This window comes from Gluconobacter sp. Gdi, from assembly GCF_014132155.1.
Classification (GTDB): Bacteria; Pseudomonadota; Alphaproteobacteria; order Acetobacterales; family Acetobacteraceae; genus Gluconobacter.
The window spans coordinates 1-13,153 of sequence record NZ_BLJQ01000012.1 but is presented as its reverse complement, the minus strand read 5'-3'; the positions used below and the strand labels follow the sequence as shown (position 1 = coordinate 13,153).

Annotated in this window: 12 protein-coding genes and 1 tRNA gene; 3 read left to right on the top strand and 10 right to left on the bottom strand. The window is 59.6% G+C overall.

All coding sequences use genetic code 11. The features are described 5' to 3' along the window. Genes trbJ through trbB form a run of 5 tightly spaced genes read right to left on the bottom strand, consistent with a single transcriptional unit; the run spans window position 1 to window position 4,876 of the window. On the bottom strand, window positions 1-771 hold the full coding sequence (gene trbJ / locus JN414_RS14020) for a P-type conjugative transfer protein TrbJ (RefSeq protein WP_194265288.1): 771 nt from the start codon (window positions 769-771) through the stop codon (window positions 1-3). After that, window positions 768-3,212, bottom strand: coding sequence for a conjugal transfer protein TrbE (trbE, locus tag JN414_RS14015; RefSeq protein ID WP_194265289.1), 2,445 nt, complete (start codon window positions 3,210-3,212; stop codon window positions 768-770). Before trbE ends, trbJ begins: the two co-directional genes overlap by 4 nt. 13 nt (window positions 3,213-3,225) lie before the next feature. Next, a complete protein-coding gene (locus tag JN414_RS14010; RefSeq protein WP_194265290.1) occupies window positions 3,226-3,501 on the bottom strand; it encodes a VirB3 family type IV secretion system protein in 276 nt (91 codons plus the stop codon). Continuing rightward, window positions 3,501-3,854 carry a TrbC/VirB2 family protein gene (locus JN414_RS14005; RefSeq protein WP_194265291.1) on the bottom strand — a complete coding sequence of 118 codons (354 nt, stop codon included), beginning with the start codon at window positions 3,852-3,854 and terminating at the stop codon, window positions 3,501-3,503. Before JN414_RS14005 ends, JN414_RS14010 begins: the two co-directional genes overlap by 1 nt. Further along, window positions 3,854-4,876, bottom strand: coding sequence for a P-type conjugative transfer ATPase TrbB (gene trbB, locus JN414_RS14000; protein WP_228120621.1), 1,023 nt, complete (start codon window positions 4,874-4,876; stop codon window positions 3,854-3,856). Before trbB ends, JN414_RS14005 begins: the two co-directional genes overlap by 1 nt. Before the next feature lie 606 nt (window positions 4,877-5,482). Here trbB and JN414_RS13995 point away from each other — a divergent pair. Further along, entirely contained in the window at window positions 5,483-6,157 is a 675-nt protein-coding gene (locus tag JN414_RS13995; protein ID WP_194265292.1) for a MucR family transcriptional regulator, read from the top strand. Between the two features lie 27 nt (window positions 6,158-6,184). Here the strand turns inward: JN414_RS13995 and JN414_RS13990 are convergent, their stop codons facing one another. The 4 genes from JN414_RS13990 to JN414_RS13975 all read right to left on the bottom strand — a co-directional run bounded on the left by JN414_RS13990 (window position 6,185) and on the right by JN414_RS13975 (window position 10,715). After that, a complete protein-coding gene (locus JN414_RS13990) occupies window positions 6,185-6,637 on the bottom strand; it encodes a CopG family transcriptional regulator (protein WP_194265293.1) in 453 nt (150 codons plus the stop codon). Continuing rightward, on the bottom strand, window positions 6,634-8,655 hold the full coding sequence (locus tag JN414_RS13985; protein WP_194265294.1) for a conjugal transfer protein TraG: 2,022 nt from the start codon (window positions 8,653-8,655) through the stop codon (window positions 6,634-6,636). The genes JN414_RS13990 and JN414_RS13985 overlap by 4 nt, the downstream gene beginning before the upstream one ends. Before the next feature lie 164 nt (window positions 8,656-8,819). Further along, window positions 8,820-9,476, bottom strand: a complete 657-nt coding sequence (locus tag JN414_RS13980; protein ID WP_202208481.1) for a TetR/AcrR family transcriptional regulator — start codon at window positions 9,474-9,476, stop codon at window positions 8,820-8,822. Between the two features lie 126 nt (window positions 9,477-9,602). After that, a complete protein-coding gene (locus tag JN414_RS13975) occupies window positions 9,603-10,715 on the bottom strand; it encodes an iron-containing redox enzyme family protein (protein WP_194265296.1) in 1,113 nt (370 codons plus the stop codon). 470 nt (window positions 10,716-11,185) lie between these two features. On the opposite strand from JN414_RS13975, the gene JN414_RS13970 reads away from it, so the two are divergent. Both JN414_RS13970 and JN414_RS13965 read left to right on the top strand, forming a co-directional pair. Then, window positions 11,186-11,362: a hypothetical protein gene (locus JN414_RS13970; RefSeq protein ID WP_166930416.1), complete on the top strand. Its 177-nt coding sequence runs from the start codon at window positions 11,186-11,188 to the stop codon at window positions 11,360-11,362. Between the two features lie 12 nt (window positions 11,363-11,374). Next, the gene (locus JN414_RS13965; RefSeq protein ID WP_202208484.1) at window positions 11,375-13,099 is read left to right on the top strand and encodes a recombinase family protein; all 1,725 of its coding nucleotides are present in this window, start codon (window positions 11,375-11,377) and stop codon (window positions 13,097-13,099) included. Here the strand turns inward: JN414_RS13965 and JN414_RS13960 are convergent. After that, window positions 13,056-13,132 (bottom strand) — tRNA-Met (locus JN414_RS13960). The two genes, JN414_RS13965 and JN414_RS13960, sit on opposite strands and share 44 nt — an antisense overlap. Between the last annotated feature and the right edge of the window lie 21 nt (window positions 13,133-13,153).

Here is a 13,153-nt window from a genome sequence, read left to right as displayed (position 1 = left end):
TCAGTCTCCCGAACCGGGAACGGAGACAGTCTCGGGAACATAGGCGTCGTACTGCGCGAAATGCTGGTATTGTGCCTCGGCCCCGGCTTCGTTCGCAGCCTGTCGGGCACGTTCCAGTTCAGCAGCCCGACCGTTGGCGGCGAGTTCCGCCTGAATGTCAGATAACTGACGGGATTGCAGGGCCATAAGCTGGTTTCCGGCCTGCGCCGCCTGCAACGCACCCGCAGAGTTCTGGCTGGCCGAGACCAGTTGCGTCACGGCCGAACTGTCGGTTGGGATGTTGCCGACCACCCGGGCCTGCAGTTTCAGGGCATCCTCGAACCCACCGACGGAATTCTGCCACCGCGTCTGTGCCTGACTGAAAAGGGTGCTGTCAGACATGCCGGACGAGACGGATGTGTACGCCTGCTGATACTGCTGCTCGACGGACTGGACGCTGTAGGCAATGTTCTGCGCCTGGGCCAGAAGGGCGGTGGTCTGGGAAACCGTCGATTGCAGCGTCGACAATGTCGAGAGCGGGAGCGTCGCGAGATTGCGACCCTGATTGACCAGCATCTGCGCCTGGTTGGCGAGCGATGTGATCTGGTTGTCGATCTGCTGGAGTTCGCGTGCTGCAATCAGGACGCTCTGTACGTGATTGGCTCCGTCATAGACCGCCCACTGCGCACAGGCAGGTTTGACTGGCATGAGAAAAAGCAGAACGGCGCCCACAGCTGCGGCATAACCGCTACGGAAATATTTTGCCCGAATACGAAAAGATCTTTCCGTCATGGCACGCCTCCGTGACGCAGAAGGTCCGCGACCCACGTCACACCACGCGCCTCAAACCACGCGGGCAGAAAACCCTCCCGCCCATGCTCCCCCAGCACGGCGTCAATCAGCCGATGATCGTCTTTCCCCGACGCCGCACACAGCGCGAGCGCGACCGGCCCGAGCCCCAGTTCGAACAGGCGGTTCCCGCGCTGGGTCTGGCAGTAATATTCCCGTTTCGACGCAGCGCGGGCGATGATGGCGGTCTGTCGGTCGTTGAGGCCGAAATCCCGGTAGAGGGCCATGATCTGCGGTTCGATGGCGCGCTCGTTGGGCAGGAATATCCGTGTCGGGCAGCTTTCTACCACCGCAGGCGCAATAGGAGAGTTCGCGATGTCCGACAGAGACTGCGTGGCAAAGATGACGCTGGCGTTCTTCTTGCGCAGGGTTTTCAGCCATTCACGCAACTGACCGGAGAAATTCCCGTCATCCAGAACGAGCCAGCCTTCGTCGATCACCAGCAAGGTGGGTCGTCCGTCCAGCCGTCCTTCAATGCGATGGAACAGATAGGACAGCACGGACGAGGCGGCACCAGAGCCAATCAGTCCTTCGGTTTCGAACACCACCACATCGGCATCACCCAGATGCTCGGTGTCAGCATCAAGCAGGCGACCGTAGGGACCGCCGAGACAGTAGGGTGCGAGCGCCTGTTTCAGTGCGTTGGACTGAAGAAGAGCGACCAGGCCCGACAGGGTGCGCTCCTCCTCCGGCGAGGACGCGAGGGAATTCAGGGCCGACCAGAGATAGGATTTCACCTCCGGCGTCAGCGCGATCCCTTCACCGACAAAAATCTGGCCCAGCCATTCGCTGGCCCATTTGCGCTCGTCCGGATCGTCAATCTGAGCCAGAGGCTGGAGTGAAACACCGGGAAAGCCGTCCACGCCCAACCCGTTCTCGTCCGTCAGGCCACCACCGAGATCATGCCAGTCGCCGCCCATGCCGAGCGTTGCGGCGCGCATGGAGCCACCGAAATCGAAGGCGAAGATCTGCGACCCCACATAGCGCCGGAACTGAAGCGCTATGAGCGCCAGCAGCACAGACTTCCCCGCTCCCGTCGGTCCCGCGATCAGCGTATGACCTACATCGCTGGCATGGAGAGAAAACCGGAACGGCGTGGCCCCGGCGGTCCTGCCGTAGAAGAGCGGCGGCGCCTTGAAATGGACATCCTGCTCCGGCCCGGCCCAGACGGCGGAGAACGGGATCATGTGCGCCAGATTCAGCGTCGAAAGCGGGGGCTGGCGCACATTGGCGTAGACGTGCCCAGGCAGGCTGCCGAGCCATGCTTCGACCGCGTTCAGAGTCTCGGTCATACAGGTAAAGTCGCGACCCTGAATGATTTTTTCCACAAGGCGGAGTTTTTCAGAGGCGATGCTGGCGCTGCCATCCCAGACCGTGATGGTCGCAGTGATGTAGGCCTGCCCCACATCATCCGCCCCGAGGGACTGCAACGCCAGATCGGCATCGGCCGCCTTGTTGGCGGCATCATTGTCCACCAACACGGATGCTTCGTTGGTCATGACTTCGCGAACAATGGCCGCGATGCTTTTGCGTTTTGCGAACCACTGACGCCGGATCTTCGTCAGAACCTTGGTCGCGTCGGTCTTGTCGAGCAGGATCGCGCGCGTTGACCAGCGATAGGGCATGGCCAACCGATTGAGATCGTCCAGAATTCCGGGGAAGGTCCGGCTGGGAAAACCCGTGATGGTCAGGGTCTTCAGGTACGCATCACCAAGTTTCGGCTCCAGCCCCCCTGACAACGGCTGATCCACCAGCAGCGCATCCAGATGCATCGGGATTTCCGGTACCCTGACCCGCTGATTGCGGGTCGAAATGGTACTGTGCAGGTAGGTCAGCGTCCCGCCGTCATTGAGCCACGCGGCCTCGGGCATGAATCCATCGAGCAATGCCAGAAGACGGTCGCTGCGATCAATGAAAGAATTCAGTATGCCATGCGGGTCCGGTCCGTCGTGTTCCCGACCCTCATAGAGAAAACGCTCGGCACGACCTGATGATTCCGCCGGTGGTAGCCATACCACGGTCAGGAAATACCGGCTCTCGAAATGCGCGCCCTCATCCTCGAACTGTTCCCGGCGCTCCAGATCCACCATCTGGCTGGCGGCATCGGGAAAATCACTCTCGGGATAGAGCGTGGCAGGTGTTCGCTGCGCTTCCACGAACACGGCCCAGCCGGAACCGAGACGCCGCAGGGCGTTGTTCAACCGGCCAGTCACGCCGACAAGTTCGGCCGGCGTGGCGGAATCCAGATCCGGACCACGAATGCGCGCGGTGCGCTGAAAGGAGCCATCCTTGTTCAGGACAATACCTTTTTCGACCAGCGCTGCCCAAGGGAGGTAATCCGAGAGAAGTGCTGCACGATTGCGATATTCGCCAAGGGACATCATCGCCCTGCCCTCCTCATGCCCGGAACCAAGCGGGATAGCGGAGATGCCGCCGCCCCACTTCGACAAACAGCGGATCGCGTTTTGCACCCCAGACCGCGAGGCTGTGGCCTACGATCCAGAACACCGCGCCGACCAGCCAGAGCCGCAGACCCAGCGAGATCGCCGCGCCCAGCGTGCCGTTGGCGATCGCCAGCGTCCGTGGGGCGCCGCCGAGCAGGATCGGATCGGTCAGGGAGCGATGCACGGGGACATGAAAGCCCGGCACCGCGTCGTCGTCATATCCCACCATCAGATCAATGCTCCCCCGGAGAAGGAGAAGAAGGACAGGAAGAAACTGGACGCCGCAAAAGCGATGGACAGACCGAAGACGATCTGAATCAGGCGACGAAAGCCTCCCGAAGTTTCACCGAACGCAAGGGTCAGGCCGGTGACGGTGATGATGATCACCGACACGATGCGCGCGACGGGTCCCTGAATGGATTCCAGGATCTGGTTGAGCGGCTCCTCCCACGGCATTCCGGAGCCGGACGCCCAGGCGGAGGAAGTTGCGGCAAACAGCGCGATACCCGCCATGCTGGTCAGACGGGACAGGCGATTGGTATGGGCGCGCGTCATGACGCGCGCGGACAGGGTCTGCGACATCAGAGTGTGTCCTCAATGCTGGAGAGGTTGAAGGAATGTGGACGCCGTGCTTCGCCGATCGGGAAATCCAGCGAGGTCATGCGGTAAAGGCCTGTTGCCGGATCCAGTCCGTCCACCGTTGCGAGTTCCGTCAGCCGCCGGGCAGTACCGCGTCCGGACAGCACCGCGATCACATCGATGGTTTCCGCGATCATGCCGCGCGGCACCGTCACCACGGCCTCCTGGATCAGTTGTTCCAGACGGAGCAGGGCTGCGAGCGCTGAGCCGGCGTGCAGCGTGCCGATACCGCCGGGATGACCGGTGCCCCACGCCTTGAGCAGATCAAGCGCTTCGGCGCCGCGCACCTCTCCGATGGGAATGCGGTCAGGACGTAGACGGAGGCTGGACCGAACGAGGTCAGAAAGCGTGATGATCCCTTCCCGGGTCCGCAGGGCGACGAGATTGGGCGCCGTGCACTGCAATTCCCGTGTATCCTCGATGAGGATCACGCGGTCCCTGGTCTTCGCCACCTCGGCCAGCAGGGCGTTGACCAGCGTCGTCTTACCGGTAGACGTGCCGCCCGCAACCAGGATATTCCTGCGCTGGACGACGGCCTCGCGGAGATAGGCCGCCTGTGCGACGGTGATGATCCCGGCGTCGATATAATCGTTCAGCGTGAACACCGCGACAGCGGGCTTGCGGATCGCGAAACTGGGCGCTGTCACGACCGGCGGCAGCAATCCCTCGAAACGCTCGCCTGTCGGGAGTTCGGCCGAGATCCGGGGCGCGGCCTCATGAACCTCCGCGCCGACATGGTGCGCGACCAGACGCACGATGCGTTCGGCATCGGCGGGGCCGACCGTGTCCCCGGTGTCGGACAGCCCCTCTGACAGGCGGTCGATCCAGAGGCGTCCATCAGGGTTGAGCATCACCTCGACAACAGCCGGATCGGCGAGATGTCTTGTGATGGCCGCTCCCAAAGCCGTACGCAGCATGGAAAAACCACGTGCCGCCGCGTCGTTCGTTGTCACATGGCTGAACATTGTCATTCCCGTTGTCGAGCGGGTCCGGCCATTCCGGACCGCAACGGGGACAAATAGAGGAGGCACGCGTTTCCAGATCGCAACAAGAAATTCGGCCATCATCGTACCGGGGCGTACGAAAGCGTATACAAACTGGCAGAGGCGTAGACGGCTAAAAATTTGGCGTATTATCAGTGCATTAGGCTTGAAACTTTTAATCCGACGTTGTCAGGAATTGCGGTGATCCGAAGAAACCGATGGCAACGATGGCGATGACTGACTTCGCGAGCGTGAAACTTTTGAGCCGGGCCAAATATTAAGTTATGGACGCGAGTGTCAGGCCCCGCTCATCAACGGCAATGCGCACAATACGATACTTGGATGAGGCAAGTTTTTACTGTGTTTGGAACTACAAACCAACGCATGATTGGACCCGACACACTTTACATCGACGAAGACGGCGGATTGACAATATTGTCGTTGCGCTAAATATCGAAGTCACACACCGTCAAAAAGTTGCTCCGAAGGTGTGACCCGTGCTTGAATCGACACGGCGTGCTCTTAATGATGAAATGCCTGCGTTCCGAAGCTTATAACGATTCACACCCTATATTGAGGACTACCCTATTGAGCAGCGACAAGGACATCATTCTCGGTCGTCTGAATGCGATGACGCAGATCGTAACGGCGCATCTTGCAACGACGAAAGTGGAGACCGACCAGCTTCCGGAACTCGTACGTCGGCTTTATGCGTCGCTTTCAGAGGAACAGCCTGTGCCGAACACGGCAGGATTGGCAGCAGCCCGGACAACCAGCAATGTTCCCTCGCCTGCTGAAAAGACAGAACCGTCCGTGACTCTCGACGAGACACCGGCGGAGGCGACGTCGCCCACAATTCTGGCCGTCGAGAAACAGCAGCAGCCAGCCGTCCCGATCAAGGAATCTGTCTTTCCCGACTACATCATCTGCCTGGAAGATGGGAAACAGCTGAAATCGCTCAAACGGCACCTCGCGGCTGCCTTCGACATGACCATTGAGGATTACAAGGCCAAATGGGGGCTGCCTGAAGAATATCCGACCGTCGCGCCGAATTATACGGAAATGCGGCGTCAGGTGGCACAAAAGATCGGCCTTGGAAAGCGTGCTTCCCAGAGTGACGACAAAACGGACGGCACCGATGCGTCTGCGCGGTCGGCCCCGGGAACACCATCACCTACACGAAACAAGGCCAAGGGTGGCCTAAAGGAACGGTCAGCCGGAAAAGCCGATGAACATCGACTGGCCAACGCGTTCTCTCGATGATCCGGGGTGACGCGTTAGGTTGATTTGTCAGTCCTTTTTAACAGCGGCGTCGCTGCTTTCATTCGCCTCACGCTCAATGTCTGTCCGGAACCGCCTGTCGCTGGCCAGCCGTCGCCCCAGCATCTCGACGAAACGGTCGTAGCGCTCCGCCCCCTGGGCACGGGCCGCTGCGGCCATGCTGTCCGAAAGACCCGGCATACTGGTGAACCAGAGCCGGATGAACAGCGCGAGCGTCTCGACCGAGATCGACAGGTCGCGCTCGATCCGCGCCTGACGACGATCGAGCCGCTGCACGGCGGCTTCCAGCGACGCTTTGGGATCGCCACCAGCGCCTTCCGGGTCGAGCCACGCCGCAATCGCGGCTTCGGCCAGCAGGGAGTCCGACATCGACCGTCGGGCGGCCTGCGTCCGCAGCCCCTTCCACAGATGCGGCTCGAGATAGACCGAAAGCCGCTTCTTCTTCTGGCGCGCGCCGCTCATGACAGCCCCAGATCATTGCCGGGATCAAGAGCCGCCTGACGGGCTTTGCGGGCCAAATCCGCCGTCAGCACGGCATGAAGGTCTTCCTCTTCCATCGGATCGCGTTCACGCTCGCGCATAGGCGCATCACGCGCGGGGTCCTCGTCGCCCTGCGGTGGCAGGTCGGGCTCCTCGGAAACGTCCATTTCCGGCTGACGGCGCGCCTCGGTGCCGACAGGATCTTCTTCCTCACCCGCCTCCTTGACCGCATCCTCTGGTGTGTCGGGCTTGACCTCAGGCTTTGATGGCTGCGGACGCGAGGTCCAGTCGTCGGGTGCGACCGGTAATCCTCGTGTCCCCGTCTCCGGCGCGGGCAAGAGCCGTTCCCGAAACCGGCTGTCGCGAAAATATTGCGCCTTTTTTGCCCGAACGGGCGACATCCCCGAGAGCAGGACCAGTTCGTCGGTTGCTGGCAGTTCCTGAACCTCGCCGACGGTGAGCAGTGGTCGGGCACTCTCCTGACGGGACACCATGAGGTGCCCGAGCCATGGCGACAGCCGATGACCGGCATAGTTCTTCTGCGAGCGGATTTCGGTTGCGGTGCCAAGCGCATCGGAAACACGTTTGGCTGTCCGCTCATCGTTGGTCGCGAAGCTGACGCGAACATGGCAGTTGTCAATGATCGAGTTGTTCTGCCCGTAGGCTTTTTCAATCTGGTTGAGCGACTGGGCGATCAGAAACGCTTTGATCCGGTAGCCAGCCATGAAAGCAAGCGCGCTTTCGAAGAAATCGAGCCGCCCGAGCGCGGGAAACTCGTCGAGCATCAGCAAAAGACGCTGCCGCCCTTCTGCTCCGGACAGATCCTCGGTCAGCCTGCGCCCGATCTGGTTAAGCATCAGCCGGATCAACGGCTTGGTGCGACTGATGTCCGAGGGCGGGACAACGAAGTATAACGTCGTCGGCCGGGCCGGATTGACGAGATCGCCAATCCGCCAGGTGCTGCGGCTCGTCACCTCGGCCACGACAGGGTCACGATACAGACCAAGGAACGACATGGCCGTACTCAGCACACCGGAGCGCTCGTTGGGGGATTTGTTGAGCAATTCACGCGCAGCCGACGCCACCACCGGATGGACGCCACGCTCGCCAAGATGGCGCGTGCCCATCATCACAACGAGGGTGGCCGCGATCGAGCGTTTCGGATCGGACAGCAGGCTGGCGACACCACGCAAGCTTTTGTCCGGTTCCGCATAGAGGACATGAAGAATGGCTCCCACCAACAGGGAATGTGAGGTTTTTTCCCAGTGATTGCGTCGTTCCAGCGAGCCTTCGGGATCGACCAGCACGTCGGCGACGTTCTGGGCATCGCGCACTTCCCACTCGCCGAGACGGATTTCCAGCAGCGGATTGTAGGCGCATGACGCGAGATTGGTGGGATCAAACAGAATCAGCCTACCGAAGCGGCCCCGGAACCCGGCCGTAATGGACCAGTTTTCGCCCTTGATATCATGGACAATGGCTGAACCGGGCCAGGTCAGCAACGTCGGGATCACCAGCCCTACGCCCTTGCCCGAGCGCGTCGGCGCGAAGCAGAGCACATGCTCCGGGCCATCATGCCGGATGTAGTCGCGCTCCCAACGCCCCAGCACCACGCCATCCTGGCCGAGAAGTCCGGCCTGCTCGATATCGTCGCGTTCGGCCCAGCGGGCCGATCCATAGGTGGCTGTGCGTTTATGCTCCCGCGCGCGCCTGACGGACAGGACCACTGCTGTCAGGAAGGCGAGCACTCCGCCAGATCCGGCGATCCATCCGCCTTCTACGAAAATGTGTGGTGCATAGGCGTCGAACTCGTACCACCACCACGGAAACAGAAATGGCGGATAGAGCGGCCACCGTCCGGCCACCACAGTCCACGGAGGACCGAGTTCTGGCTGGAATGCGAGCCGCCACGCGACCCACTGCGTTGCGGCCGACCAGGCCATAATGACAATCAGGAAACAGAGGCCGAGTTGCCCCCACAGGATACGAGAACCAGACATGAATTCCTCCCGAGTTGGGAGGAATTCTGCATGGCGACACGCCCTTCAGTTCAAGACTTTTCCCAGTCAACTGACGGCACGGGCGTGCGGAGGCGTAAACAAACTGGCGCGGGCGTAAGTAGCACTTCCAAACGCCTTCTGGCTTCAGGCAGACCCGGCAAGAGTCAGTTTTTTGTGGGTGGGTGCCTGTGGGTTTCATCGTCCAGCAGACGTTCCGCAGCGACCCACGCCTGATCCGCAGCATCCTTCTCGTCCAGAACATTGGCTGAGACTACCGCGCCATCAAGCAGGTAGATCATAAAGTGGGCAAGTTGTTCAGATCGCTCTTCCAGAACGCCGTTCGCCTCCACAAGCGCCCGGATGGCGTGCCGCAGGCTGCGTTTCTGTAGTCGGGAAATCTCGGCGATAGTATCCTGCTTTCCCTTGTATTCCTCAGTCGCGCGAGAGAACACACATCCCGCAAAATCGGGCTGACGAAACCAGGATGTATGCCAGTCGAATACGGCGCGCAGGCGGGCTCTCGGCTCCGCATGCGCGCTGACAGCCTCGATCAGCGAGGCCTCCAACGTTTCAATATGTCCTTCAAGGTAGTCGGTCACTAGCCCCTCTTTGTTGCCAAAGTGGTAGTAGATTGCCGTCTTCGCGACCTGCGCGGTGTCGGCGATGTCATCGACACTGACCTGGTGGAAACCCGAACGGGCAAAGAGGGAGCCCGCTGTCGTCAAGAGAGTAGCCCGACTATCGGGACCATTCCGCTTTCTGCGGAGTTTTTGCTGTGGCACGTCCATGACCTCACAGGAATTCGCATCAATCCGTCTCATTCATAATCCGAACGTTTTGTGCGTCAACAAGTTCAAGGCACAGATCAGGCCACAGCAATTCCCTTTCCACAAGTTAATAAAGCGATATCAAATGTACCGGTCGTTCATACACGGGACGTTATCTGATCAGTTGACTGCCTCCAGGGCCGCGGTCGGAACTGGTTTGACGGCTTTCATTTCGGCCAGTTGCCAGTCCCAGTACGCTTCACTGGAGTTCAGGCGCATCGCCGCACCCTCGAGCACAGATCGCGCTTCACCGGGATACCGCCGAAGAACAGGCACAATGACATTGTCAATCCAGCCATCGCCATGCAGGGCATCGACCTCGACATGCTCGCTGTAATAATCCAGAATCGACGGTTGATCGTTGCCAATACCGACGCGACGGCAACCCGAGAGCAATTTGGCGTATTGCTCGGGATCCGAGAGTTCCGTAATTGCGAGCGCACCGATCGAGCGGAAATATTCCCGCCGGTTGAAGGCGAAATAAAGCAGCAGATTATACCCCGAGAGGCCCTCCCAACCCAACGCATCGACAAACTGGGTCGGATTATCTTCAATCTTGAGATAGTCGAGCAGGTCGCGGTAGAGACGCACATGCGTGCGGGCTGGGTTACCCTGCCCCATCTCATCCCAGAAATTATGCGCGACTTCCATCCGGACATCTTCGTCGATACCGACAAGAGACAGCACGATCAGGTCATAAAAACGCATATTCAGCGCGTAATCGGTCGTAAAATACTTGATGATCTGCGGTCGTGACGCGTCGGTCTTCATGAAATCGAATACCGCATGGTTATACCCGGAATGGCTCTTCCAGAGGGACTTGATGGCGTCGCCAATTGCTTCCGGCTCGACATCGGCCGGGATTGGGCTGGCCTGGCTCAATTCCCACTCCATCCACGAAACTTCGATCGCACGGCGAGCTCGCAACAGTTCGATACTGTACTGGTTATCAGTAAGGCCCGGGTGGGGCCGGGAGAGATGCAAACCATACAGGTCATGCAGCACGCGATGAACGGTCTTCCGTGCGGCAAGGTCGCTCTGTGCAAACGCCATATCACAGCACCGATGCGCGAGCGCCTCCAACTGACCCGAGGCTCCGCGAGAGGCAAGGAACGTATCCGCGTTGTCGTTGGAAAGTGCATCATTCACCAGACGGCGCAGTGCCTGCGGTGTATCGTCAGCGATGTTGATCTCCGGTCGCGCAAAAGCAGCGCCGCCAGCATGTGTCAGCATAAAGCAGTTCCTTGCAATGTGTGTACAATCTGGAAACAGCTCGCGACCTGTATGTTGCACAGTGACGAAACGGTCCGTTTTGAGTCAAGAAAAAAGACCGTACTGACGCGTATTCGTCATAATTGCAGAGGCAGAACCGAAGGCCTAGCCGCAGGTATAATGCTTTTGTGAAAGTACGATCCGCGCAGTATGTTGTTTTTAGGTAGTTTTACAGCCCCCCGTGGTCGGAGGCAGCGTAAAGCCGCGGCACTTCGAATCGCACTGACTGTTCTGTTCCTGATCCAGTCAGCGGGAAATCTCACAAGAACGTGAATGTTTCGAGCGTAAAACGCCACGCCACGACCGACAGGGGCACGCCCCGACCCGCCACGATACTCCTTACCACATTGTTTTATTGCGGTTTTCTATTTTCCTGCGTGCCGATGAGAGGCACGATGGCACACATCTGAGCTTCAAGAAAAGGCAGGACGATGCGCGCAAAAGACGCTACAGTGTCGACATCGCCCCGTGTCATTCTCGACCCTACCGGTCATGGAGACGGTAACGGTGAGGGTCTGCGGGCGCTGATACGAGCCCTCGCCCGGCAGGCGGCGCGGGATTACATTGAACATGAAAACGGACCGATCCGTACACGATCGGAGGACTAACAGGAGGTCTTCATGAAGGTCGCGCTCTACGCCCGCTATTCTTCTGACAACCAGCGCGATGCCTCCATTGAGGATCAACTGAGGCTGTGTCGGGAATATGCTGCCCGTCAGGACTGGAACGTAGTCGACAGCTACAGCGACAGAGCCGTCTCTGGTGCCTCCCTGCTTCGTCCTGGTATTCAGGAACTGATGCAGGACGCACAGCGCGGGAAGTTTTCGATCATTCTCGCCGAAGCCATGGACCGTCTTTCGCGCGATCAGGAAGATATCGCCGGGCTGTTTAAACGAATGAAGTTTGCCGGGGTGCGGATCATCACGCTTTCAGAAGGCGACGTCACCCAACTCCATGTCGGGCTCAAGGGCACCATGAATGCCCTCTTTCTGCAGGATCTGGCAGACAAAACGCGGCGCGGCATACGGGGACGCGTTGAAGCCGGTAAATCGGGCGGCGGTCTGTGCTATGGGTATGACGTCGTCCGAAAATTTGACGCTGCCGGCGAAGCTGTCCGCGGAGAGCGGTCGATCAACATCAGCGAAGCCGCGATCGTGCGGCGCATCTTTCGTGAATATGCAGACGGCAAGGCGCCTAGGGCCATTGCGCTCGATCTGAATGCGGAAGGGATTGTCGGACCATTGGGAGGTGCCTGGGGACCATCCACCATCCACGGCAACCGTGACCGCGGCACCGGCATCCTCAACAACGAGCTTTATATTGGCCGACTGATCTGGAACCGCCTTCGCTATCTGAAGGATCCGGAAACTGGCAAGCGCGTCTCGCGCCTGAATCCAGAAAGTGAATGGATTCTGCAGGAGGTTCCTGAACTTCGAATTGTCGAGCCTGACCTATGGGAAGCGACCAAGGCCCGTCAGGCAACGACAACGTGGTCGCAAAAGACACGTGGTGACGGCGTCCATCCTCTGAACAGTCTCAAGCGTCCTCGTCACCTCTTCACTGCGATGACACGCTGCGGCTGCTGTGGCGGTGGTTTTTCAATGATCTCGAAAAACCTGCTTGGCTGCTCGACTGCGCGCAACAAAGGCACTTGCGACAATCGCATGACCATCCGGCGGGACATGCTCGAGAAGTCTGTACTTAACGGGCTACGGACGCGCCTCATGGACCCCGCGCTGTTCAAGGAGTTCTGTGATGAGTTTACTGGGGAGGTTAACCGCGTGAGAATGGAGCGCGGCGCAGATCTCGCTGCGATGCGCGCGGAACTACCCCGCGTTGATCGCGAACTGGACAAGGCGATCCAGGCCATTCTCGACGGCGTACCCGGCGTCAAGCTGAAGGACAAGATCGGACGGCTGGAGGCCCGCAAGGAAGAACTGACGGCTCTGCTCGCCGATGCACCCCAGCCACCTCCTTTGCTGCATCCAAACATGGCTGTGATCTACAGGGAACGCATCGAAGCCCTTTACGAAAACCTTCAGAAGGAGGATGCGAGCCTTGAGGCCATCGAGAGGCTGCGCGGTCTGGTCTCACGGATCAAGCTGATTCCGCTGGACGGCGAGCTTGCCATCTTCCTCGAAGGAGACCTCGCTGCAATTCTGAACTTCTCGTCCAACAAAAAAAGCGCCGCAGTCCATCCGGACCACGACGTTCTTCAGTCGTTCATTGAACAGGATACATTGGTTGCGGGGACCTGCAACCGAAGAAAACTGCGCTCTGCCGGTAAAGAGCAGGCTACATTGGTTGCGGGGGCAGGATTTGAACCTGCGGCCTTCAGGTTATGAGCCTGACGAGCTACCGGGCTGCTCCACCCCGCGGTGGTGTATGTGATGTTGGTG

Coding starts and splice junctions, on each gene's coding strand:
- trbJ (WP_194265288.1), bottom strand. CDS start 771: ATGACGGAAAGATCTTTTCGTATTCGGGCAAAATATTTCCGTAGCGGT.
- trbE (WP_194265289.1), bottom strand. CDS start 3,212: ATGATGTCCCTTGGCGAATATCGCAATCGTGCAGCACTTCTCTCGGAT.
- JN414_RS14010 (WP_194265290.1), bottom strand. CDS start 3,501: ATGGTGGGATATGACGACGACGCGGTGCCGGGCTTTCATGTCCCCGTG.
- JN414_RS14005 (WP_194265291.1), bottom strand. CDS start 3,854: ATGTCGCAGACCCTGTCCGCGCGCGTCATGACGCGCGCCCATACCAAT.
- trbB (WP_228120621.1), bottom strand. CDS start 4,876: ATGTTCAGCCATGTGACAACGAACGACGCGGCGGCACGTGGTTTTTCC.
- JN414_RS13990 (WP_194265293.1), bottom strand. CDS start 6,637: ATGAGCGGCGCGCGCCAGAAGAAGAAGCGGCTTTCGGTCTATCTCGAG.
- JN414_RS13985 (WP_194265294.1), bottom strand. CDS start 8,655: ATGTCTGGTTCTCGTATCCTGTGGGGGCAACTCGGCCTCTGTTTCCTG.
- JN414_RS13980 (WP_202208481.1), bottom strand. CDS start 9,476: ATGAGACGGATTGATGCGAATTCCTGTGAGGTCATGGACGTGCCACAG.
- JN414_RS13975 (WP_194265296.1), bottom strand. CDS start 10,715: ATGCTGACACATGCTGGCGGCGCTGCTTTTGCGCGACCGGAGATCAAC.
- JN414_RS13970 (WP_166930416.1), top strand. CDS start 11,186: ATGCGCGCAAAAGACGCTACAGTGTCGACATCGCCCCGTGTCATTCTC.
- JN414_RS13965 (WP_202208484.1), top strand. CDS start 11,375: ATGAAGGTCGCGCTCTACGCCCGCTATTCTTCTGACAACCAGCGCGAT.